This is a genomic window from Streptomyces sp. NPDC003691, from assembly GCF_053981115.1.
The window spans coordinates 1-24445 of the sequence record NZ_JBSFNQ010000007.1 but is presented as its reverse complement, the minus strand read 5'-3'; the positions used below and the strand labels follow the sequence as shown (position 1 = coordinate 24445).

Below are 24445 nucleotides of genomic sequence, written 5' to 3'. Positions count from 1 at the left end.
GGCTCCCGGTGTTCTGCCGCCGCGGCCCCCGCCCTCAGCGGCGCCGTTTGGTGAAGGTGACCCAGTGGTTCAGCCGCTCGGCCCGGCGGGTGCAGCCCCCGCACGGCGGGACGCCCACGGCACTGGTCGCACGGGACACCAGATCGCCCAGGCCGATATCGTCCTCGCCGTCCTCACGCATGAATCCGGGAAGCCGGACGCGGGCGTCCCGGGTGCCTCGGGACGGCGTCTTCCGGCGCGTCCCGCCGCCGGTGTCTTCGTCGCGTCTGCGGCCCATGTCTGGCGCTCCCGAATCGGCCCCCGTGACCCTTCCATTCTCCGGCGGGCCCCGGCGGCCCGCATCCGGAAGGACCGGGCCGCCCGGCCGGTCACACATCCTGGAGCAGGGCCCCCGCCCGGCCGCGCGGGGACCCCGGAACAGAGCCCGCCGGGAAGCCCGGAGCAGAGCCCGGACGGGATCCCTGGAGCAGGACCTCCGCTCAGGAGCCCTGGAGCAGGATGTCGCCGTCCTTCGAGCGGAGCGTGATCCCGTAGCGGCCGCCCGCGTCATGGGCCATGTCGACATTGGTGTCGCCGCCCTCCGAGGCCACCGACACCTTGTAGCGGGCCTTGGGGACGCGCAGGCTGATCCGGCCGCCGTCGGTGCGGACCGTCGCGGAGACCGGGGTGCGGGCCGTCAGATGGACCGTGCCGTCCGAGGACTGCGCCCGGACCGGGCCGCCCTTGATGTTCCGCCCGGTGATCCGGCCCTTCTCGGTCACCACCTCGACCTTGCCGGTGACACCGTTCAGCTCGATCCGGCCCTTGCCCGTCTCCACCCGGACCGCGCCGACCTGGGAGAGCTTGACCGTACCGTTGGAGACCTTGCCCCGGACGGGGATGTTCTCCGGTACCTCCACCTCGTACTCGACGGAGCAGTCCTTGCCGCAGCCGCCGAGCACCAGGACGTTGTTCTCGATGCGGTACGTCGGCTTCTTCGGACGGTCGCCCCCGTACTCCACCCGGCGCTCCAGGGTGAGTGCGGCACCGTCCTTGCGGCCCCGGACGGTGACATCGCCGCCGCCGTTCTCCAGCAGCACCGAGGTGATCCGCCCGGAGAGGGCCGTATTGTCGTCGAAGCTGTCGCCCCGGTTCAGACCGCAGCCCGAAAGGCCGGTCGTCACCAGCCCGGCCACCGCCACCACCGCGATCCGGCGCAACCGCCGACGACGCATGAACGCCCCCCGTCCTCCGAGTCAACGGGCCCTCCGTCGGGGCCGGTTCGGCACCTCGGGGACCTTGTCCACCGACGCTACCGTGCCCGCCGCCCGACTGCCACGGTGCAGGTCCCCGGGGGTCCCGCCGCCACCCGTCGCTTTAGGGGGCACCTAGGGGTGTCGCAGTCCGCGGGCCGCTGCATACCGTGCTGGAGATTGCCCGTGGCGGACGGTCGGTCGGGCACCGGAACATCGGGGAAGCTGCTGATGATCGAACGGATACTGCCCGGCCGTGTCGTCGTCCACGAGACGTTCACGGATCCTCCGGACGCGGTCCTCCTGGCCGAGGAGGAGCCGCTCGTCCGGGACGCCGTACCCAAACGGCGCTCCGAGTTCACCACCGGCCGCCACTGCGCCCGCCGGGCGCTCGCCGGTCTCGGCATCGCGGAGCGGCCCCTGCTCCGCGGGCCCAGGGGGGAACCCCTGTGGCCCGAAGCGGTGGCCGGGAGCATTACGCACTGCGCCGGATACCGGGCGGCCGCCGTTGCCCGCACCGAGGACGTCGTCTCCCTCGGTATCGACGCCGAACCCAACGAGGCCCTGCCCGCCGGGGTCCTGGAGGCGGTGGCGCTGCCGGAGGAGCAGATCCGGATCGAGGAACTGCTCCGGAGCCGACCCGGGGTCCGCTGGGACCGGCTGCTGTTCAGCGCCAAGGAGTGCATCTACAAGACCTGGTACCCGATCACCCGCCGCCCGCTCGGATTCGAGGAGGCGACCGTCGACATCGATCCCGAAAGCGGCGGGTTCACCGCACGACTGGCGGACCGCAGCGTCCGCGGCGTCCCGGGCGCGCCCCGGGAGTTCACCGGCCGCTGGACGGCCGGTGACGGGCTCGTCCTCGCCGCGATCGTCCGGACCGCCGGACACCGGCCCGGGGTCTGACCGTCCGTCCACGGCGGACGGCCCCGGAGCCGGTCCGCCGCACCGCCCAGGAAGGAGCACCGCCGTGAGCCCGACCGAGCCGAATGTGGTTCTGCGGGGCGGAACCTCGCCCTATCTTCCCGAGGTCCAGCGCATCCGCCGGGTGTCCGACACGGACGACACCCTGAAGCTGCTGCTGGGCAACCGCTACGAGCACTTCGAGCCCACCGCCGAGAGCGAAACCCATCAGGGCGTCCCGCTCCGGGTCTTCCGCTGGGTCGGGAGCACCAAGCCCGCCGAGTGACCGGCGCGTGCGCCCCCGGGTCCGCCCCCACCCCCGCCCCCGAGTCCGTCCCCGCCCCCGGATACCGGCCCGCCGCCGTACCGTACGCCGACAGGAAGCCGAACCTTGCCCCAGCCAGCACCCGCCCTCCCGGTCGGCGAACAGCCCCTGAGAGGCCGCCGGGACCGTGCGTCCGCCGACCGTTTCGCCCGGTCGGCGGCCGCCGCCGAAGGCGCCCGCATCCCCACCGCGGAGGTCCTCGGCTGGCTGGCCGGCCGGGGCCGGGCGAACCGCTTCCGGGTCGACCGGATCCCGTTCGCCGCGCTGGACGGCTGGTCGTTCGACGAGGACACCGGCAATCTCGGGCACCGCAGCGGACGCTTCTTCACCGTCGAGGGCCTGAGCGTGCGGGGCGCGCCGGGCCCCTTCGGCGACTGGCAGCAGCCCATCATCCGGCAGCCCGAGATCGGTATCCTCGGCATCCTGGTCAAGGAGTTCGACGGTGTTCTGCACTGTCTGCTCCAGGCCAAGATGGAGCCGGGGAACTCCAATCTGCTCCAGCTCTCCCCGACGGTCCAGGCCACCCGGAGCAACTACACCGGGGTGCACCGGGGCGCGCCCGTGCGCTACCTCCCGTACTTCACCGGCGGCGCCGACTGCCGGGTGCTCGGCGACTCCCTCCAGTCCGAACACGGCTCCTGGTTCTACCGCAAGCGCAACCGCAACATGATCGTCGAGGCCCTCGGCGACGTACCGGAACACGACGACTACCTCTGGCTCACCCTCGGCCAGATCGCCGCGCTGCTGCACCGCGACAACACCGTCAATATGGACACCCGGACCGTCCTGTCCTGTGTGCCCTACCCCGAGACGGGGGATACGGCCCTGCACCCGGACGCCGAGGTCCTGGACTGGCTGACCGCCGAACGCAGCCGCCACGACGTCGTCGCCGAACGCATCCCGCTCGCCCGGACCGCCGGCTGGCGGCGCGGCCCGGACACCGTCGACCGCGAGGACGGCCGTTTCTTCGGCGTCGTCGCCGTCCGGGTCGAGGCGGGCAACCGCGAGGTCACCGGCTGGACCCAGCCGCTCATCGAACCCCATGGCCTCGGTGTCACCGCCTTCCTCACCCGGCGCGCCGGGGGAGTCCCGCACGTCCTGGCGCACGCCCGGGTGGAGGCGGGCTTCCGGGACACCGTGGAAATCGGCCCCACCGTCCAGTACACGCCCGGGAACTACGCCCCGCTGTCCGCCGCGGACCGGCCGCCGTACCTTGACGAGGTGCTGAACGCCGCCCCGGAGCGGATCCGCTACGAAGCCGTGCACTCCGAGGAGGGCGGCCGCTTCCTCAACGCCGAGAGCCGCTATCTCCTCGTCGACGCCGGCCCCGGCCGGGCCGGGGCCGAGCCGCCGCCCGGCTACCGTTGGCTCACCACCGGCCAGCTCGCCGCACTCACCCGGCACGGCCAGGTCAACGTCCAGGCCAGGACCCTGCTCTCCCTGCTGTACGCGGCCGAGGCGGCCGGCCGGTGAACCCCGTCCGCTTCGGCGTCCTGGGCTGCGCCGATATCGCCCGCCGCCGGATGCTGCCCGCGATGGCCGCGGTCCCGGAGGCCGTCACCGTCACCGCCGTCGCCGGGCGCGACCCGGAGCGCACCGCGCGCACCGCGGGCGAGTTCGGCTGCGCCGCGGTCCACGGCTATGCCGCGCTGCTGGCCCGGGACGACATCGACGCGGTGTACGTACCGCTGCCGCTCGCCCTGCACGACGAGTGGACCGGGGCCGCGCTCCGCGCCGGGAAGCACGTCCTGGCGGAGAAGCCGCTGACCGCCGACCCGGCACGGACCCGCGCCCTGCTGCGGCTGGCGGCGGAGCGGGGGCTGGTGCTGCGGGAGAACGTGATGTTCGTCCACCACGGCCAGCACGCGGAGGTACGGAAACTCCTCGACGGCGGCGCCGTCGGCGAACTCCGCTCGCTGTCCGCGGTCTTCACCATTCCCGCCCCGCCCGAGGGGAACATCCGCTACCGGCCCGAGCTGGGCGGCGGCGCCCTGTGGGACATCGGGCTCTACCCGGTCCGGGCCGCGCTGCACTTCCTCGGCCCGGAGCTGAGCGTCGTGGGCGCGGTGCTGGAGCGGGGCGGCGGCCGGGCGGTGGACACCGCGGGCGCGGCGCTGCTGCGGACCCCCGGCGGGATCACCGCGCAACTGGAGTTCGGCATGGACCACGGCTACCGCTCGGCGTACGAACTCTGCGGCAGCGCGGGCCGGATCACCGTCGACCGGGCCTTCACCCCGCCCGCCGGCCACCGGCCGGTCCTGCGGATCGACCGGGGCGCGGGCCCCGAGCCGCGGGAGCTGGCCCCGGACGACCAGGTCGTCCGTACCGTGCTGGCGTTCGCCGGGGCGGTCCGGGCCGGGACGGTGACCGCGGCCGACGACATCGCCGTCCGGCAGGCGGAGCTGCTGGCCGAGATCCGCCGGGCGGCGGGGCACACCGAATCCGCCGGGCGGCGGGCCACACCGACGGGCCCCGCCTCCCGGTGACGCGGGCCGCGCCCCTCGCGGGTGCGGCCCGACGGCACGCCCGGCCGTGCGGGACCGGGCGTGCCGGGCCGGCGTGTCCGCCGGGGCGGGGCGGTGGTGGCCGGCAGCCCTGCGGGCCGGGGCGGCCGGTGTGCCGGGCCCTGCCCGGACCGGGGCCGTGTTCGCGGAGTCTCGCCCGTCCCGCGATGCGCGCTCCTTCCCCGCAGGCGACCCGGCGTCCGGTGTGCCGGGCCCTGCCCGGACCGGGCGTACCCGCAGCCGGGCAGGTCTGAGCGCGCCCCGGGCCCGGGGGTGTCGCACCGGGGCCGGGGCGCGCGGTCCTGCGTACCGCGGGGCGTTTCCCGCGGGCCCTGAGGAGGTGTTCCGGCCGGAGCCTGCTTGTCGCCTCGCGAGCGGCGGGAACCGGCTGCCGCAGCCCCCGCCCGCTGGGCGGAGCACCCCTCGGGGCCCGGCCCCGCTAGCCCGCCGCAGGCGGCTCGGCGTGGTGCTTCAGCGGCTCCCACCAGGCGCGGTTCTCCCGGTACCAGGCGACCGTCGCGGCCAGTCCCTCGTCCGCCGAGTGCCGCGGCCGCCAGCCCAGCTTGGCCCGGATCTTGCTGTCGTCGACGGAGTACCGCAGATCGTGGGCCTTGCGGTCGGCGACCGGCCGGACCCTGCTCTCGTCCGCGCCGCAGGCGGCGAGGAGCCGCCCGGTCAGCTCGCGGTTGGTCAGCTCGGTGCCGCCGCCGATGTTGTACACCTCGCCGGGGGTGCCCTCCGCCAGGACCGCGCACAGCGCCCGGCAGTGGTCCTCGACGTGCAGCCAGTCCCGGACGTTGAGCCCGTTCCCGTAGAGGGGGACGTCGAGGCCGTCCAGCAGCCGGGTGGTGAAGAGGGGGATGACCTTCTCGGGGAACTGGTAGGGGCCGTAGTTGTTGGAGCAGCGGGTGACCCGCACGTCCAGGCCGTGGGTGCGGTGGTAGGAGAGGGCGATCAGATCGGACGCCGCCTTCGACGAGGCGTACGGCGAGGTGGGCCGCAGCGGGTGCTCCTCCGTCGTGGAACCCGCCGGAACGGAGCCGTAGACCTCGTCCGTCGACACATGGAGGAACACCGGGACGGCGTGCCGCAGTGCCCCGTCCAGCAGGGTCCCGGTCCCCAGCACATTGGTGCCGATGAACTCGGCGGCGCCCGCGATGGAACGGTCGACATGGGATTCGGCGGCGAAGTGCACCACCGCGTCCTGACCGGGCAGCAGCCCGTCGACCAGCCCGGTGTCCCGGATGTCGCCGTGGACGAAGGTCAGCCGCGGGTCGCCGGCCACGGGGGCGAGGTTCTCCCGGTTGCCCGCGTACGTCAGCGCGTCGAGCACGGTGACCGAGGAGACCGGGACGGGGGATTCCGGCCCGAGCAGCAGCCGGACGAAGCAGGAGCCGATGAAGCCGGCGCCGCCGGTGACGAGGATCCTTCGGGAAGCGCTCATGAGGTGATCTGCACCTTGCTGTGGTCGCCGAGGACGAGACGGTGGGTCCGGGAGGGGCTGCCGGCCCGGGTGACCCGGGTCTCCCTGCCGATCAGGGACGCCTCGATCCGGCCGACGCCCTCGATGGAAGAGCCCGCCAGGACGATCGAGTACTCGATCTCGCTGCCGTCGATGGTGCAGTTGCCCCCGACCGACGTCCAGGGGCCGATATAGGAGCCGGTGACCTCCGTACCGGCGCCGATGACGACCGGGCCGACGATCCGCGACCGCGATACGACGGCGCCCGGCTCGACCCTGACCCGGCCGACGAGTTCGCTCTCCTCGTCCACAGTGCCTTCGAGCGCCGGTTCCAGGGTCTCCAGGACGGCCCGGTTGACCTCCAGCACCTCGGCGACGCTGCCGGTGTCCTTCCAGTAGTTGTCGATCATGGTGGAGCGGACCGTGTGCCCCTGGGAGATCAGCCACTGGATGGCGTCGATGATCTCCAGCTCGCCGCGGGCCGACGGGCCGATCGCCCGGACCGCTTCGTGTACCGCCGGGGTGAACAGATAGACCCCGATGACCGCCAGGTCACTGGCCGGATTCCGGGGCTTCTCCTCCAGGTTCACCACCTGTCCCCGGGCGTCGAGTTCGGCGACCCCGTACACCGTGGGGTCCTTCACCCGGGTCAGCATGATGGCCGCGTCGGGCCGCTCCGCCTCGAACTCGCGGACCAGACCGCCGATTCCGCCGATGACGAAGTTGTCGCCCAGGTACATCACGAAGTCGTCGTCGCCGAGATAGTCCCGGGCCACCAGGACCGCGTGCGCCAGACCGAGGGGCCGGTCCTGCGGAATATAGGTGATCTTGGCGCCGAAACCGCCGCCGTCGCCGACGGAGGACCGGATCTCCTCCTCGGTCCCGCCCACGATCATCCCGATATCGGTGATCCCGGCGTCGACGAGGGTCTCGATGACATAGAAGAGGATGGGTTTGTTCGCCACCGGGACCAGCTGCTTCGCTCCGGTGTGGGTGATCGGGCGCAGCCTGCTGCCCGTGCCCCCTGCGAGTACGAGTGCCTTCATACGGGATCAGTTCCTTGCCCTGCTCGGCCCCCGGAGGCATGACCGGGCGGAGTCGCCCGGGCCGTGACGGGGGAGGGACACGGCCCGGGCCGCCGGTGGGCTCACGCCGGGTCGCCGTTTCGCACGGGCGCGGGCTCCCGGACCGTGGTGCGTGCCGGTCGCCGTGGGCCGGGCCGGACGTCGCGGGACGCGGCCTGATGCGAAGCTACGCAGGCCCGCTCGGCCCACGGAACCCCCTAGGCCCCCGAGCGGCACGGCGCCACGGGCCCCGGGGACCCGGGCAGTTCCGGCTAGGGGTTTCCCGCCGGAGCCCCGGCGGCTACCATCCGGCGGCTCTCCGGCGGACGTTCGCCCGCACCCCCGGATCAGGGCTCCCACCAGGGCTTCAGGGCCGGGTGTGCCCCTGAACCGGGGCTCTCCCGCTGGGGTGGCTAGGGGTTGTCCGGGCTCCTCGCGCTGGCTGAGACTGACGCCGTAATTGCGGGTGGGACGGCCTTTTCCGCTGGTGACGGCCCCGCACACATGACGTCCGAACCGGGTGGAAGCTGCCGACGGCGCGCGGCTCATCGTGTGGGAGAGGTGGCATCGGCGTGGCCGACGAAGCGAAGCTCCGGGACTATCTGAAGTGGGTCACCACGGACCTCCAGCAGACCCGGCAGAAGCTGGCCGAGGTGGAGGGCCGGGTCACCGAGCCCATCGCCATCACCGGAATGAGCTGCCGGTTCCCCGGCGGTATCGCGACCCCCGAGGAGCTGTGGCGGCTCGTCGCCGCCGGCGGCGACGCCGTCTCCCCCTTTCCCGCGGACCGGGGCTGGGACCTCCGGGCCCTCTACGGCCCCGACGCCGACCGCGACAGCGGCAGCGCCACCGGCGAGGGCGGCTTCCTGAGCGAAGTCGGCTCCTTCGACCCCGGGTTCTTCGGCATCTCCCCCCGCGAGGCCCTCGCCATGGACCCCCAGCAGCGCCTGCTGCTGGAGACCTCCTGGGAGGCGGTCGAACGCGCCGGGATCGACCCGGCGTCGCTGCGCGGCAGCCAGACCGGGGTGTTCGCCGGGGCCGCGTTCTCCGGCTACGGCGTCGGCGTCCACGACGCCCCCGAAGGCACCGAGGACTACGCCCTCACCGGCAGCGCCGCCGCGGTCGTCGCCGGACGCGTCGCCTACGCCCTCGGACTGGAGGGCCCCACCGCCACCGTCGACACCGCCTGCTCCTCCTCGCTGGTCGCCCTGCACCTCGCCGTACAGGCGCTGCGCCAGGGCGAATGCGATCTGGCCCTGGCCGGCGGTGTGACGGTCATGGTCACCCCCGGGGCGTTCATCGGCTTCAGCCGCCAGCGCGGACTCGCCGGGAACGGCCGCTGCAAGCCGTTCGCGGCCGCCGCCGACGGCACCGGCTGGGGCGAGGGCGTCGGCGTCCTCCTGCTGGAGCGGCTCTCCGACGCCCGCCGCAACGGCCACCCGGTCCTCGCCGTCGTCCGCGGCTCCGCCGTCAACTCCGACGGCGCGTCCAACGGACTGACCGCCCCCAACGGCCCCTCCCAGCAGCGCGTCATCCACCAGGCGCTCGCCCAGGCCCGGCTCTCGCCCGCCGAGGTGGACGCCGTCGAGGCCCATGGCACCGGCACGGTACTCGGCGACCCCATCGAGGCGCAGGCCATCATCGCCTCGTACGGGCAGAACCGGGAGCGGCCGCTGCGCCTGGGGTCCGTCAAGTCGAACATCGCGCACACCCAGTCCGCCGCCGGAGTCGCGGGCGTCATCAAGATGGTGATGGCGATGCGGCACGGCACGCTGCCGCGGACCCTGCACGTCGACGCGCCCTCCCCGAAGGTCGACTGGTCGGCCGGCGCGGTGGAGCTGCTCACCGAACCCCTGCCCTGGCCTGCCGACCCGGACCGGCCGCGCCGGGCCGGAATCTCCTCCTTCGGCGTCAGCGGCACCAACGCGCACACCATCATCGAAGAGGCCCCGGCCCCGCCCCCGCCCGGGGAGACGGCCGTCGCCGCGCCCCTGCCGGTGGTGCCGGTCGCCTTGACCGGGCGTACCGAGGAGGCCCTGCGCGCACAGGCCGCCAAACTCCTCACCCATCTCCATGACCGGCCGGAACTCGCCGCGGACCCCGCCGGTCTGACGGACCTCGGCTTCTCGTCGGCGACCACCCGGGCGGCGCTGGAGCACCGTGCGGTCGCGGTCGTGCGGGACCGCACCGCGCTGCTCGCGTCCCTCACCGCCCTCGCGGACGGCACCCCCGGCACACCCGTGCCGGACACCGCCGTCGGAGCGGTGGAGCCGGGCCGCTCGGCCTTCCTGTTCAGCGGACAGGGCAGCCAGCGGCCCGGCATGGGACGCGAGCTGTACGAGACGTTCCCGGTGTTCGCCGAGGCCTTTGACGCGGTGTGTGAGCGTTTTGAACTACCGCTGAGGGATGTGGTGTTCGGTGATGATGCCGACGCGCTGAACCGGACGGAGTTCACGCAGGCGGCGTTGTTCGCGGTCGAGGTGGCGCTGTTCCGGCTGGTGGAGTCGTGGGGTGTGCGGCCGGACTTCCTGGCGGGTCACTCCGTGGGTGAGATCGCGGCTGCCCATGTCGCCGGGGTGCTGTCGCTGGAGGACGCCTGCACGCTGGTGGCCGCCCGCGGCCGGTTGATGGGGGCGCTGCCGGAGGGCGGCGCGATGGTCGCCGTCGAGGCCTCCGAAGAGGACGTACGCCCGCACCTCGCCGAAGGTGTGGACATCGCGGCGGTCAACGGGCCCCGCTCGGTCGTTCTCTCCGGCGACGAGGATGCCGTCCTCGCGCTCGCCGCGCGGTGGAAGAACAAGCGGCTGCGGGTGAGCCATGCCTTCCACTCGCACCTCATGGACCCGATGCTGGACGAGTTCCGTACCGTCGCGGAGTCCCTGTCGTACGGGCCCGCCCGGATCCCGGTCGCCGGACTCCCCGAGACGGTCGACGCCGGGTACTGGGTACGGCACGTCCGGGACGCCGTCCGCTTCCACGACGCCCTGAAGTGGCTGCGGGCCCGGGGCGCCACCGCGCTCCTGGAAATCGGCCCCGACGCCGTGCTGTCCACCCTCGCCGACGGATTCGCCACCCTGCGCCGTGACCGCGGTGAGACCGAAGCCCTGCTCCTCGGGGTCGGCGCGCTCGCCACCCGTGGCTTCGCCCCCGACTGGCGGGCCGTGTTCGGCGGCACCGGCGCCCGGACCGTGGACCTCCCCACCTACGCCTTCCAGCACGAGCGCTACTGGCTGCACGCGGTCACCGGCCCGTCCGCCGACCCGGCCGCGGTCGGCCAGAGCCGCGCCGGGCACCCGCTCCTCGGCGCGGCCGTGGAACTGCCCGACGCGGGCGGCCGGCTCTTCACCGGCCGGCTGACCGCCGAAGACCTGCCCTGGGCGGCCGGACACCGCATCGGCGATACGGCCGTGCTGCCCGGCAGCGCCTTCCTCGAACTCGCGGCCGCCGCCGGTGACCACACCGGATGCGCACAGGTCGCCGAACTCGTCGTCGCCGTACCGCTGGTCCTGCCCGCGGAGGGCGGTGTCGCCGTACAGGTCACCGTCGGTGCCGCCGACGGCGACGGCCGCCGCCCGCTGAGCATCCACTCCCGGGCCGAGACCGGGACCGACGAGTGGACGCGGAACGCGACCGGCACCCTGGCTGTCGGTGCTGTCGGTGCTGTCGGTGCTGTCGGTGCTGTCGGTGCCGTTGAGGCGGCCGGCGCCGCGTCGGCCGGACTCACCGCCTGGCCGCCGCCCGGCGCCCGTGCCGACGGCGAGGGCCGCTGGCGCGACGGCGACCACACCTATGTGGAGACGGCCCTGCCCGAAGGGCTGCGGGCCACGGGCTATCTGCTCCACCCCGCCCTGCTCCAGCAGGCCCTGGGGGAGTCACGGCCGGGCTTCTCCTGGACCGGGGCATCCGTCTTCGCGACCGGCGCGTCCGCCGTACGGGTCCGGATCACCACGCTCGACGAGGACACCGTCGCCCTCGCGGTCGCCGACTCCGACGGACTGCCCGTCGCCGCCGTTGAAGCGCTGACCTTCCGCGATATCGACCCGGCGACCCTGCGCACCGGCCACCACGAGTCGCTGTTCGAGGTGGAGTGGGTGCCCGTCACCCTGTCCGCCGACGGCACCGCACTTCCGGACGGCACCGAGGAGATCACGGTCGAGCCCGCCGCGGCCGGTGAACCCCTCGCCCCGTACGTCCACACCCAGGTCCACCGCGCCCTCGCGGCCCTCCAGAGCGACGGCACCGCCCCGACCGTCTTCCGGATCGCCCCCGGCGACCCGGCCGGTGCCGCCGTCGCCGGACTCGTCCGCTCGGCACAGACCGAGGAACCCGGCCGGTACCTCCTCCTGGAAAGCGACCTGGAAGGCGATCTGGAAGGCGGTGCGGGCCCGCAGCGCACGGCGGCCGCCCTGGCGTCCGGCGAACCGCAGCTCGCCTTCCGCGACGGCCGGGCCTACGCGCCCCGGCTCTCCCGTACCGCCGTCCGCCCCCCGGAGCCCGGCCCCGCCCCCTTCCAGGGACCCGGCCCGGTTCTGGTTACGGGTGCTTCGGGTGGTCTGGGTGGTTTGGTGGCGCGTCATCTGGTGGTGGCGTACGGGGTGCGTGAGCTGTTGTTGGTGAGCCGTCGTGGGACGGTGGCGGAGGGGTTGGAGGCGGAGCTGTCCGGGCTGGGTGCCCGGGTGCGTGTTGCGGCTTGTGATGTGGCGGACCGCGACGCCCTGGCGGCTCTGCTCGACGGTGAGCGTCTGGGTGCGGTGGTGCATACGGCGGGTGTGCTGGACGACGGTGTGGTGTCGTCGCTGACGCCGGAGCGGGTGGGCGCGGTCCTGCGGCCCAAGGTCGACGCCGCCTGGCACCTCCATGAACTCACCCGCGACCACGACCTGACGGCATTCGTACTCTTCTCCTCGGCCGCCAATGTCTTCGGCGGCGCGGGCCAGGCCGGATATGCCGCGGCCAATGCCTTCCTGGACTCGCTGGCCCGGTTGCGCCGGACCGAGGGGCTGCCCGCCCACTCCCTGGCCTGGGGACTGTGGGAGCAGGGCGGTATGAGCGCCGGGCTCAGCGACACCGACCGGGCCAGGATGGCCCAGGCCGGGGTCGGCGCCCTCACCGCCGAGGAGGGCCTCGCCCTCTTCGACACCGCACTCGCCACCGGCGCTCCCGTCCTGCTGCCGATGAGGTTCGACACCCGCCGTCTGACCGCGGGCACCGTAGCGCCCCTGCTGCGCAAGCTGGTCGGCGGTACGGCCCGCCGGGTCGTCGCCGACCGCGGCACCGGACTCTCCCTCGACGGGCTGCCGCCCGCCGAGGCCGACCGGGTCCTGATGGACCTCGTCCGCACCCGGGTCGCCGGAGTCCTCGCCTACTCCGGACCCGAGGCGGTCGACCCCGGCCGGTCCTTCCGCGACCTCGGCTTCGACTCGCTGACCGCGGTCGAACTCCGCAACCAGCTCCGCGCCGCCACCGGGCTCAAACTCCCCGCGACCCTGGTCTACGACTATCCGACGCCGCTGCTGCTCGCCGCGCAACTGCGCGCCGGGCTCACCGGCGACGACGAGACCACGGGCGGCCCGGCCGCGCCCGCCGTCGCGCCCGTCGACGACGACCCCATCGCCATCGTCGCCATGAGCTGCCGCTTCCCCGGCGGGGTCAGCACCCCCGAGGAGTTCTGGCGGCTGCTCTCCGAAGGCACCGACGCCGTCAGCGGCTTCCCCGACGACCGGGGCTGGGACCTCGGCTCCCTCTACGACCCCGACTCCGAACGCGGCGGCAGCTACACCGGCGCCGGCGGCTTCCTCCGCGACGCCGACCGCTTCGACCCCGCGTTCTTCGGGATCTCGCCGCGCGAGGCCCTGGCCACCGACCCGCAGCAGCGGCTGCTGCTGGAGACCGCGTGGGAGGCGTTCGAGCGGGCCGGTATCGACCCCGACACCCTGCGCGGCAGCCGTACCGGCGTTTTCGCGGGCACCAACGGCCAGCACTACGCCCCCCTGCTGTGGGCCTCCGCCACCGAAGGCATCGAGGGCTATATGGGCACCGGCAACGCCGCCGCCGTGCTCTCGGGCCGGATCTCCTACACCTTCGGCCTGGAGGGCCCGGCGGTCACCGTCGACACGGCCTGCTCGTCGTCGCTGGTCGCCCTCCACTGGGCGGCGCACGCCCTGCGCCAGGGCGAGTGCACCCTCGCCCTGGCGGGCGGTGTCACCGTGATGGCGACCCCGGGCGCCTTCGTCGAGTTCAGCCATCAGCGCGGGCTCGCCCCCGACGGCCGGGTCAAGGCGTTCGCGGACGGCGCCGACGGCACCGGCTGGGGCGAGGGCGCCGGTGTCGTCCTGCTGGAGCGGCTCTCCGACGCCCGCCGCAACGGGCACCCCGTCCTCGCGGTGCTCCGCGGCTCGGCGGTCAACCAGGACGGCGCGTCCAACGGGCTGACCGCCCCCAACGGACCCTCCCAGCAGCGCGTCATCCGCCAGGCCCTGGCCAACGCCGGACTCGACCCGGCCGATGTCGACGCCGTCGAGGCGCACGGCACCGGCACCACCCTCGGCGACCCCGTCGAGGCCCAGGCGCTGCTCGCCACGTACGGCCAGGGCCGTCCGGCGGACCGGCCGCTGCTGCTGGGCTCGGTGAAGTCCAATATCGGGCACACCCAGGCCGCCGCCGGTATCGCGGGCGTCATCAAGATGGTCCTCGCGATGCGGCACGGCGTGCTGCCCCGCAGCCTGCACATCGACGCGCCGTCGTCGCACGTCGACTGGGACGCGGGCGCCGTCGAACTCCTCACCGAGGCCCGCGAATGGCCCGCCGACCGGCCGCGCCGCGCCGGAGTCTCCTCCTTCGGGGTCAGCGGCACCAACGCCCACACCATCATCGAGTACGTACCCGAGCCCGAGCCCGAGTCCGAGCCGGTGATCACGGCGGGGCCCGCCGGGGACGCCGTACTGCCGTGGGTCCTGTCGGCCCGTACCGAGGCCGCGCTGCGCGAACAGGCCGCCCTGCTGGCCGAGTACGCCGCCGACCGGCACCCCGCCGATGTTGCCCATTCCCTCGCCACCACCAGGGCGGCCATGCCGCACCGGGCCGTGGTGCCGGGCGCGGACCGCGCCGAGCTGCTCGACGGCCTGCGGGCCGTCGCCGACGGCGCCCCCGGCACCGTCACCGGCGAGACCCGTCCCGGCGGCCTGGCGTTCCTGTTCAGTGGTCAGGGGAGTCAGCGGCTCGGTATGGGCCGGGAGCTGTACGAGGCGTTCCCGGTGTACGCCGAGGCCTTTGACGCGGTGTGCCAGCGTTTTGAACTGCCGTTGAGGGATGTGGTGTTCGGTGATGATGCCGAGAGGCTGAACCGGACGGAGTTCACGCAGGCTGCGTTGTTCGCGGTCGAGGTGGCGCTGTTCCGGCTGGTGGAGTTGTGGGGTGTGCGGCCGGACTTCCTGGCGGGTCATTCGGTGGGTGAGATCGCGGCCGCGCACGTTGCCGGGGTGCTGTCCCTGGACGACGCGTGCACGCTGGTGGCCGCCCGCGGCCGCCTGATGGGCGCGCTGCCCGAGGGCGGCGCGATGGTCGCCGTCGAGGCCTCGGAAGAGGACGTACGCCCGCTGCTGACCGATGGCGTCGACATCGCGGCGGTCAACGGCCCGCGCTCGCTGGTCCTGTCCGGCGACGAGGAAGCCGTACTCAAGCTTGCCGCGGGCTGGAAGAACAAGCGGCTGCGGGTCAGCCATGCCTTCCACTCGCATCTGATGGACCCGATGCTGGCCGACTTCCGGGCCGTCGCGGAGAAGCTCTCGTACGAGCGGGCGAGTGTGCCCATCGCCGGTCAGCCCGCGCGGGTCGACGCCGAGTACTGGGTACGGCATGTCCGCGACGCGGTCCGCTTCCACGACGCGCTGGAGGAGCTGCGCGGCCGGGGTGTGACGTCCTTCCTGGAGATCGGTCCCGACGGCATCCTGTCCGGCCTCGCCGACGGCGTACCGCTGCTGCGGTCCGGACGGCCGGAGATCCGCTCCCTGCTCACCGGTCTCGCCCGGGTCCATGTCCACGGCACCCCCGTCGACTGGGCGGCCTTCGCCCCCGGCGGCCGCCGGATCCCGCTGCCCACCTACCCCTTCCAGCGGCAGCGGTACTGGCCCCAGGTGCAGTCCGCGCCCGCGGGCGACGCGACCTCCCTGGGCCTGGCACCCGCCGACCATCCGCTGCTCGGCGCCGCCGTCCCGATGGCCGACGGCGAGGGACACCTCTTCACCGGGCGGCTGTCGCTGCGCACCCACCCGTGGCTCGTCGACCACGCCGTCTCGGACACCGTCCTGCTGCCCGGCACGGCCATGCTGGAGCTGGCGCTGCGGGCCGGTGAACACCTCGGCTGCCACCGGGTCGAGGAACTCACCCTCGAAGCCCCGCTGGTCCTTCCCGACCAGGGCGGAGTGGCGCTCCAGGTCGCCGTGGGCGCAGCCGTCGACGGCCGCCGTCCCGTCGCGCTCTACTCGCGCGCCGACGGAGGCTGGGCCGACGAGGAGTGGACCCGCAACGCCGCGGGCTTCCTCACCGCCGCCGGACCGGCCGACCCCGCCGGCGGCGAGAGCTGGCCGCCCGCCGGTGCCGGGGCCGTCGACGTCTCCGGCCTCTACCCCGGCCTGGCCGACGCCGGTTTCGGCTACGGGCCGGTGTTCCAGGGGCTGCGCGCCGCCTGGCGCCGCGGGGACGAGGTCTTCGCCGAAGTCGCCCTGCCCCGGCAGGCCCAGGGCGACGCGGCCGCCTTCGGACTCCACCCCGCGCTGCTCGACGCCGCGCTGCACGCCGTCGGCCTCGGCACCCTGATCGAACAGACCGGCGAAGGCCGGCTCCCGTTCTCCTGGAACGGCGTCACCCTGCACGCGGTCGGCGCCCATACGCTGCGGGTCCGGCTCTCGCCCGCCGGGCCGGACACCGTCCGGCTCTCCGTCGCCGACGGCACCGGCCGTCCGGTCGCCACCGTCGACTCCCTGGTGCTGCGGCCGGTTTCGCCGGAGGCGCTGCGGGCCGCCCGCACCGTCTACCACGAGTCCCTGTTCCGCCTGGAGTGGGCACCCGTGCCGGTCACCGGCACCCCGGTGCCGTACACCGTGGTGGGTGACGACGGCGGCACGGGGATCGGGCTCGGTGCCGGTGCCGACGGCTTCGCCGCACTGACCGGCGCCCCCGAAGGCATCGTCGTCGCCGCCGGCGGCGGAACCGTCCGGGAGGCCGTCCACCGGGCGCTCCGGCTGGTCCAGGAGTGGCTGGCCGAGGACCGGTTCGCCGACCGGCGGCTGACCGTGGTCACCCGGCGGGCCGTCGGCACCGACGGCGGCCCGGAGGATCTGGCGGGCGCCGCGGTCTGGGGTCTGCTGCGCACCGCGCAGTCGGAGAACCCCGGCCGGATCGCACTCGTCGACACGGACGGTGCCACCGACCTCGCGGCGGTCCTGCCCGCGGTGCTCGCCCTCGGCGGCACCGAACCGCAGCTCGCGCTCCGGGCCGGGGCCGCCTGCGCGCCCCGGTTCGCCCGGGTCGCCGCGACCGAGACCGCGGCGATCGCTACCACCGCGACCGCGACTACGGCGACCGCAGGCGCGGGAACAGACGCGGGAACGGACACGACCGGGCCCGGCGCGACCGGGCCCGGCGCGACCGGGGCCGTGACCACGACGGCCGCACCCGGTACCACCGAGACCGCCGCGCCCACCGTCTTCGGCGGCCGGACCCTGGTCACCGGGGCCTCCGGCGCCCTCGGCGGACTCTTCGCCCGGCATCTGGTGGCCCGGCACGGGGCCCGTGACCTCGTCCTCGTCAGCCGCCGCGGCGAAGCCGCCCCCGGGATGGCGGAACTCGCCGCCGAACTCACCGGACTGGGTGCCGCCGTCACCGTACGGGCCTGCGATATCGCCGACCGGGACAGCACGGCCGCCCTGCTGACGGAACTGCCGCCGACCGCGGTCGTCCATATCGCGGGCGTCCTCGACGACGGCGTGTTCACCGCACTGACCCCGGAGCGCCTGGACACCGTCCTGCGCCCCAAGGCCGACGCCGCGGCCAACCTCGACGAACTGACCCGCGGACTCGACCTGACCGCGTTCGTCCTCTTCTCCTCCGTCGCCGGTACCTTCGGCGGCGCCGGACAGGGCAACTACGCGGCGGCCAACGCCTATCTCGACGCCCTCGCGCAGCGGCGCCGGGCCGAAGGGCTGCCCGCCCACTCCCTCGCCTGGGGGCTGTGGGCGGGCGGCGGGATGGCGGGCGGCCTCGCCGAGGCCGATCTGACCCGGATGACCCGGGCCGGAGTCGCCGCCCTGACCGCCGAAGAGGGGCTCGCGCTCTTCGACACCGCGCTCACCGGCGACGAGACGGTCCTGATGCCGATGCGGATGGACCTGGCCGCCATGCGCGGCCAGGGGCAGCCCGCGCCGCTGCTCCGGGGGCTGATCAGGCCCCGGGCGCGCAAGGCGCGGGAGGCCGACCCCGGCGCCGTCGACACGCTGAAGCAGCGGATCGCCGGAGTGCCCGAGTCCGAGCGGGGCCAGGTGCTGCTGGACCTGGTGCTGGCGTACGCCGCCGCCGTACTCGGCTACGGCGGAACCGGCGGCATCGGCGAGCACCAGCCCTTCACCGAGCTGGGCTTCGACTCGCTGACCGCGGTCGAGCTGCGCAACCAGCTCAACGCCGGTACGGGCCTCCGGCTCCCCGCGACGCTGATCTTCGACTACCCCACACCGCAGGCCCTCGCCGCCCATCTGGGCGCGGAGATCCTGCTCGACGGGGTGCCGAAGGTGGTGCCGGGGCTGGCCGAGCTGGACCGGCTGGAGGCATCCCTCGCGGGTGCCGCGCTGGACGCGGAGGCGCGTGCCGCGATCGACGGACGGCTGCGGGACTTCCTGGGCCGGTGGAACGCCGCCGCCCGGGCGGACGAGCGCGCCGACGTCGATGTGGAGTCCGCCGACGCGGACGAGCTGTTCGACCTGATCGACAAGGAACTGGGACTTTCCTGACCCGATTCGGGTCCAGGGCTTCGGCTGAGGAGTGGCGTTGGTGGCGGACGAGGGCAAACTGCTCGACTATCTCAAGCGGGTCACTGCCGACCTGCGGCAGGTCCGTAGGCGCCTGCAGGAAGTCGACGCCAGGGACGCCGAACCCATCGCGATCGTCGGCATGAGCTGCCGCTACCCCGGCGACATCCGGTCCCCCGAAGACCTCTGGGAGCTGGTGTCGCGGGGCGGCGACGGCGTCGGCGGCTTCCCCGCCGACCGCGGCTGGGACACCCCGTCGCTGCGCGCCGACGACTACACCTGCGAAGGCGGGTTCCTCTACGACGCGGCCGAGTTCGACCCCGCGTTCTTCGGGATCTCGCCCCGCGAGGCCCTTGCCATGGACCCCCAGCAGCGGCTGCTGCTGGAAGCGTCCTGGGAGGCGTTCGAGCGGGCCGGTATCGACCCGGGGTCGGTGCGCGGCAGCCGTACCGGAGTCTTCGCCGGAGTCATGTACCACGACTACCTGGCCCGGCTCGTCGATGTCCCCGAGGGCGTCGAGCAGCACCTCGGCAACGGCAACGCCTACAGCGTCGCCTCCGGCCGCGTCGCCTACACCATGGGCCTGGAGGGCCCGGCCGTCACCATCGACACGGCCTGCTCGTCGTCGCTGGTCGCCCTGCACCTCGCGGCCCAGGCGCTGCGCTCGGGGGAGTGCACCCTCGCCCTGGCGGGCGGTGTCACCGTGATGGCCACGCCCGGACCGTTCGTCGACTTCGGGCGCCAGCGCGGGCTGGCCCGCAACGGCCGCTGCAAGTCCTTCGCGGCCGCCGCCGACGGGGTGGGCTGGGGCGAGGGCGTCGGCATGCTCCTCGTCGAGAAGCTGTCCGACGCCCGGCGCAACGGGCACCGGGTCCTCGGCCTGGTCCGCGGCTCCGCGGTCAACCAGGACGGCGCGTCGAACGGTCTGACGGCGCCGAACGGGCCCTCCCAGCAGCGGGTGATCCGGCAGGCCCTGGAGTCCGCGCGGCTCACCGCGGGTCAGATCGACCTGGTCGAGGCGCACGGTACGGGCACCACCCTCGGCGACCCCATCGAGGCGCAGGCCCTGCTTGCGACCTACGGGCAGGAGCGCGACCAGGACCGGCCGCTCTGGCTGGGGTCGTTCAAGTCCAACGTCGGCCACACCCAGGCCGCGGCGGGCGTCGGCGGTGTCATCAAGATGGTGATGGCGATGCGGCACGGTGTGATGCCGCGGACCCTGCACGTCGACGAGCCGACGCCGCATGTCGACTGGGCGGCGGGCGCCGTACGGCTGCTCACCGAGGAGCGGCCGTGGCCGCAGACCGGCCGCCCCCGGCTTTCGGCGGTCTCGTCGTTCGGCATCAGCGGCACCAATGTGCATACGATCCTGGAGCAGGCCCCCGAGCCCGCCGCCGGTGAGGGCGGCGCGGCGCCGATCACCGTCCGGTCCGGCGAGGCCGCCGACGGCGCGGCGGAGACGGCCTCCGAGGCCGGGACGACAGCGCGCACGGCCGCGGACGGCGGCGCCCCGGAATCCGGCGCGGAGCCGGTGGAGACCGTCCGCCCGGCCGAGTTCGTCTGGCCCCTGTCGGGCCGCAGCTCCGCCGCGCTGAAGGCCCAGGCCGAGCGGCTCGCGGAGTTCGTCGCCGCCCGCCCGGACCTCGACCCGCTGGACGTGGCCTACTCCCTTGCCACCGGCCGGGCCGCCCTGGAGCACCGGGCCGCCCTCTCCGGCACCACCCTGGCCGATCTCACCGCCGGACTGGAGTCCGCCGGGACCACGGCGGCCGTCGCGGGCGGCAAGCTCGCGTTCCTGTTCACCGGGCAGGGCAGCCAGCGGCCCGGTATGGGCCGGGAGCTGTACGACACGTACCCCGGGTACGCGGAGGCGTTCGACGCCGTCTGCGCACGCATCGAACTCCCGCTCAAGGAAACCGTCTTCGGCGACGACGCCGAACTGCTGAACCGGACCGAGTACGCCCAGGCCGCACTGTTCGCGGTCGAGGTGGCCCTCTTCCGGCTGATGGAGTCCTGGGGTGTCCGGCCGCAGTTCGTCACCGGCCACTCGGTCGGCGAGATCGCGGCCGCGCATGTCGCCGGGGTGCTCTCGCTCGACGACGCCTGCACCCTGGTCGCGGCTCGCGGCAGGCTGATGGGCGCCCTGCCCGAGGGCGGCGCGATGGTCGCCGTGGAAGCCTCGGAAGACGACGTACGCCCGCTCCTGGCCGAGCACGAAGGCGTCGACATCGCGGCGGTCAACGGGCCCCGCTCGGTGGTCCTGTCCGGCGACGAGGACGCCGTTCTCGCACTCGCCGCGCGGTGGAAGAACAAGCGCCTGCGGGTGAGCCATGCCTTCCACTCGCACCTCATGGACCCGATGCTGGCCGAGTTCCGGACCGTCGCCGAGGGGCTGGCGTACGAGGCACCGCGCGTGCCCGTCGTCTCCAACGTCACCGGCGAACCCGTCGCCGCCGACGCCGACTACTGGGTGCGCCATGTCCGCGCCGCCGTCCGCTTCCACGACGGCATGCGCTGGCTGGAGGACCGGGGGGTCACCAACTATCTGGAACTCGGCCCCGGCGGTGTCCTCTCCGCCCTCGGCCAGGAGTGCGTCGCCGAAGGCCGCTTCACCGCGGCCCTGCGCGACGACCGGTCCGTCGTCGCCGCGCTCGCCCGGATCCACGCCCAGGGCGCGGGCGTCGACTGGCAGGCGTTCTACGCCGCGTCCGGCGCCCGCCGGATCGACCTGCCCACCTATGCCTTCCAGCGCACCCGGTTCTGGCTGGAGCCGCCCGCGACCTGGGTGGGCGACGTCGGCGCCGCGGGACTGACCGCCGCCGACCACCCCCTCCTCGGTGCCACCGTCGGCCTCGCCGACGCCGAAGGCTCCCTGCTCACCGGCCGCCTTTCGCTGCGCACCCACCCGTGGCTCGCCGACCACACCGTCGCGGGCACCGTCCTGCTGCCCGGCGCCGCGATGGTCGAGCTGGCGATCCGCGCGGGCGACCAGGTCGGCTGCGACGCCGTCGAGGAACTCACCCTGGAGGCCCCGCTCGTCCTCCCCGAGGCGGGCGCCGTCGTCGTCCAGATCGCCGTCGGTGCCGCCGACTCCACCGGACGACGGTCCCTGAACCTGTACTCCCGGCCGGAGAACACCGAGGACACCTGGGTACGGCACGCCACCGGCACCCTCGGCACCGCCGCCACCGCCACGGGCGAGGGCCTCACCGAATGGCCGCCCGCCGGGGCCGAAGCCGTCGATATCGACGACTACTACCCCGGTCTCGCCGAAGCGGGCTTCACCTACGGGCCCGCCTTCCGCGGACTCCGGGCCGCCTGGCGGCGCGGTGACGAGGTGTTCACCGAGATCGCCCTCGACGCCGCCCCCGCCGGCTTCGGACTCCACCCGGCCCTGCTGGACTCCGCCCTCCACGGCATCGGACTCGGCACCTTCCTCGGCGCCGGGGCACATCTGCCGTTCTCCTGGTCCGGGGTGACCCTGGCGGCGACCGGCGCCACCGCGGCCCGCGTCCGGATCGCGCCCGCCGGGACCGACGCGGTCCGCGTCACCCTCGCCGACCCGTCCGGCGCCCCCCTGGCCGAGGTGGACTCCCTCGTCCTGCGCCCCCTCACCGGGGATCCCGCCGCCACCGCCCACGGACCCTCCGGAGCCGTCTACGCCCTCGAATGGGTCCCGGTCCCGGTCACCCCGGCGGAGCCCGGCGCCTGGACCACCCTCGGCGACGACGACACCCGGCCGCCGTACGGAGGGGCGGGCCCGGACACCGGTCCGGACACCGTCCTCGTCCCCGTACGGCCCGCCCGCTCCGGCGACACGACCGTCGAGGACACCCACCGGGCCGTCACCCGCGCCCTCTCCCTCCTCCGGTCGGCGGACCAGGACCCGGCCCGCCTGGTGTTCCTCGTCGAGCCCGGCGACCCGGTCGGCGCCGCCGTGTCCGGTCTCGTACGCGCCGCCCAGGCCGAGGAGCCCGGCCGGTTCACCGTCGTCGAGGGCGAGGCCCCGGCCGGACTGCTCGCCGGGGTGCTCGCTTCCGGCGAACCGCATGTCGCCGTCCGCGACGGCAAGGTGTACGTGCCGCGGCTGGCCCGCGCCACGACCGCCGAACCCGCCACGACGCCCGCCCCCTTCGGCGGGACCGTTCTGGTTACGGGTGCTTCGGGTGGTCTGGGTGGTTTGGTGGCGCGTCATCTGGTGGTGGCGTACGGGGTGCGGGAGCTGTTGTTGGTGAGCCGTCGTGGGACGGTGGCGGAGGGGTTGGAGGCGGAGCTGTCCGGGCTGGGTGCCCGGGTGCGTGTGGCGGCTTGTGATGTGGCTGACCGTGAGGCGCTGGCCGCTCTGCTGGACGGTGAGCGTCTGGGTGCGGTGGTGCATACGGCGGGTGTGCTGGACGACGGTGTGGTGTCGTCGCTGACGCCGGAGCGGGTGGGTGCGGTCCTGCGGCCCAAGGTCGACGCCGCCTGGCACCTCCATGAACTCACCCGCGACCACGACCTGACGGCATTCGTACTCTTCTCCTCCGCCGCGAGCGTCTTCGGCAACGCGGGCCAGGCGAGCTACACCGCCGCCAATGCCTTCCTGGACTCGCTGGCCCGGCTGCGCCGGACCGAGGGGCTGCCCGCCCACTCCCTGGCCTGGGGCCTGTGGGAGCAGACCGGCGGGATGTCCGGCACCCTCGCCCAGGACGACATCGACCGCATCACCCGCTCCGGCGTCGGCGCGCTCACCGCGGAGCAGGGTCTCGCACTCTTCGACACCGCTCTCCTCGACACCGCGATCTCAGGCACCGCCCTGTCCGGTACCGCGCCCGGCGACGGCTCCGACGGCGTCCTCGTCCCCATGGTGCTCGACCTGCCGGCCCTGCGGGCCCGGGCCGCGGCAGGCGCCGCGCTGTCACCGCTGTTCCGGGGCATGGTCCGGACCCGGGTCCGCCGTGTCGTCACCGATGTCACGGGTGTCGCGGGAGTATCCGGCCTCGCCGGCCTCGCCCCCGCGGAGCAGCTCAAGGAACTCCTCGGCGTCATCCGCGCGCAGGTCGCCGGAGTGCTGGCCTACGCCTCCGCCGACGAGGTCGAACCCGGCCGTGCCTTCGGTGATCTGGGCTTCGACTCGCTGACCGCCGTCGAGCTGCGGAACCGGCTCAACGCGGCCACCGGCCTCCGGCTGCCCGCCACCCTGATCTTCGACTATCCGACGCCCAACGACCTCGCCCGCCATCTGCGCGAGGAATTCGCGGGCGACACCCCCGCACTGCCCAGCGCACCCGTCGCCGACCGGTCGTCAGACGAGCCGATCGCGATCGTCGGTATGGCCTGCCGCTTCCCCGGCGGGGTGTCCTCCCCGGAGGAACTGTGGCGGCTCGTCGCCTCCGGCGGCGACGGCATCGGCGGCTTCCCGATCGACCGCGGCTGGGACGTGGAGGGCCTGTACCACCCGAACCCGGACCACCCGGGGACCTCGTACACGAAGGACGGCGGCTTCCTCTACGACGCTGGCGCGTTCGACGCGGGCTTCTTCGGGATCTCGCCGCGTGAGGCCATCGGCATGGACCCGCAGCAGCGGCTGTTGCTGGAGACGTCGTGGGAGGTGTTCGAGCGGGCCGGTATCGACCCGGCGTCGCTGCGCGGCAGCCGTACCGGAGTCTTCGCCGGTGTGATGTACCACGACTACGCGGCCCTGCTGGAAAGCTCGGCCGACAGCGCCGAAGGCTCCATGAACTCCGGCGGTACGGGGAGTATCGCGTCGGGCCGGGTGTCGTACACCTTCGGTCTGGAGGGCCCCGCGGTCACCGTCGACACCGCCTGCTCCTCGTCGCTCGTCGCCCTCCATCTGGCGGTGCAGGCGTTGCGTCAGGGGGAGTGCAGTCTGGCGCTGGCCGGTGGTGTGACGGTGATGGCGACGCCGGGGACCTTTATCGGGTTCTCGCGTCAGCG

10 protein-coding genes are annotated in these 24445 nt (G+C 74.1%); 6 read left to right on the top strand and 4 right to left on the bottom strand.

The features are described from left to right. Nucleotides 1-34 precede the first annotated feature (34 nt). On the bottom strand, nt 35-277 hold the full coding sequence (locus tag ACWDR0_RS05480) for a hypothetical protein (RefSeq protein ID WP_456350313.1): 243 nt from the start codon (nt 275-277) through the stop codon (nt 35-37). A 202-nt stretch (nt 278-479) separates the two neighbouring features. Next, nucleotides 480-1214, bottom strand: coding sequence for a DUF4097 family beta strand repeat-containing protein (locus tag ACWDR0_RS05475; protein ID WP_456350312.1), 735 nt, complete (start codon nt 1212-1214; stop codon nt 480-482). A 249-nt stretch (nt 1215-1463) separates the two neighbouring features. Here ACWDR0_RS05475 and ACWDR0_RS05470 point away from each other — a divergent pair, with 249 nt between their 5' ends. The 4 genes from ACWDR0_RS05470 (at nt 1464) to ACWDR0_RS05455 (ending at nt 4946) form a co-directional block, all read left to right on the top strand. Then, entirely contained in the window at nt 1464-2138 is a 675-nt protein-coding gene (locus ACWDR0_RS05470; RefSeq protein WP_456350311.1) for a 4'-phosphopantetheinyl transferase family protein, read from the top strand. A 64-nt stretch (nt 2139-2202) separates the two neighbouring features. Continuing rightward, complete coding sequence (locus ACWDR0_RS05465; RefSeq protein WP_456350310.1) at nt 2203-2421, top strand: DUF5988 family protein; 219 nt, start codon at nt 2203-2205, stop codon at nt 2419-2421. A 105-nt stretch (nt 2422-2526) separates the two neighbouring features. After that, nucleotides 2527-3933, top strand: a complete 1407-nt coding sequence (locus tag ACWDR0_RS05460) for an NDP-hexose 2,3-dehydratase family protein (protein ID WP_456350309.1) — start codon at nt 2527-2529, stop codon at nt 3931-3933. Further along, complete coding sequence (locus ACWDR0_RS05455) at nt 3930-4946, top strand: Gfo/Idh/MocA family protein (RefSeq protein ID WP_456350308.1); 1017 nt, start codon at nt 3930-3932, stop codon at nt 4944-4946. Before ACWDR0_RS05460 ends, ACWDR0_RS05455 begins: the two co-directional genes overlap by 4 nt. A gap of 457 nt (nt 4947-5403) precedes the next feature. On the opposite strand, the gene rfbB is transcribed toward ACWDR0_RS05455, so the two are convergent. Further along, nucleotides 5404-6408 (bottom strand): dTDP-glucose 4,6-dehydratase, encoded by a 1005-nt coding sequence (gene rfbB / locus ACWDR0_RS05450; RefSeq protein WP_456350307.1) that lies wholly within the window; start codon nt 6406-6408, stop codon nt 5404-5406. After that, the gene (locus ACWDR0_RS05445; RefSeq protein ID WP_456350306.1) at nt 6405-7472 is read right to left on the bottom strand and encodes a glucose-1-phosphate thymidylyltransferase; all 1068 of its coding nucleotides are present in this window, start codon (nt 7470-7472) and stop codon (nt 6405-6407) included. Before ACWDR0_RS05445 ends, rfbB begins: the two co-directional genes overlap by 4 nt. A gap of 590 nt (nt 7473-8062) precedes the next feature. Here ACWDR0_RS05445 and ACWDR0_RS05440 point away from each other — a divergent pair. Both ACWDR0_RS05440 and ACWDR0_RS05435 read left to right on the top strand, forming a co-directional pair. After that, nucleotides 8063-18490: an SDR family NAD(P)-dependent oxidoreductase gene (locus ACWDR0_RS05440; RefSeq protein ID WP_456350305.1), complete on the top strand. Its 10428-nt coding sequence runs from the start codon at nt 8063-8065 to the stop codon at nt 18488-18490. Nucleotides 18491-18530: 40 nt separating this feature from the next. Continuing rightward, a partial coding sequence (locus ACWDR0_RS05435; protein WP_456350304.1) for an SDR family NAD(P)-dependent oxidoreductase occupies nt 18531-24445 on the top strand: 5915 nt, incomplete at its 3' end.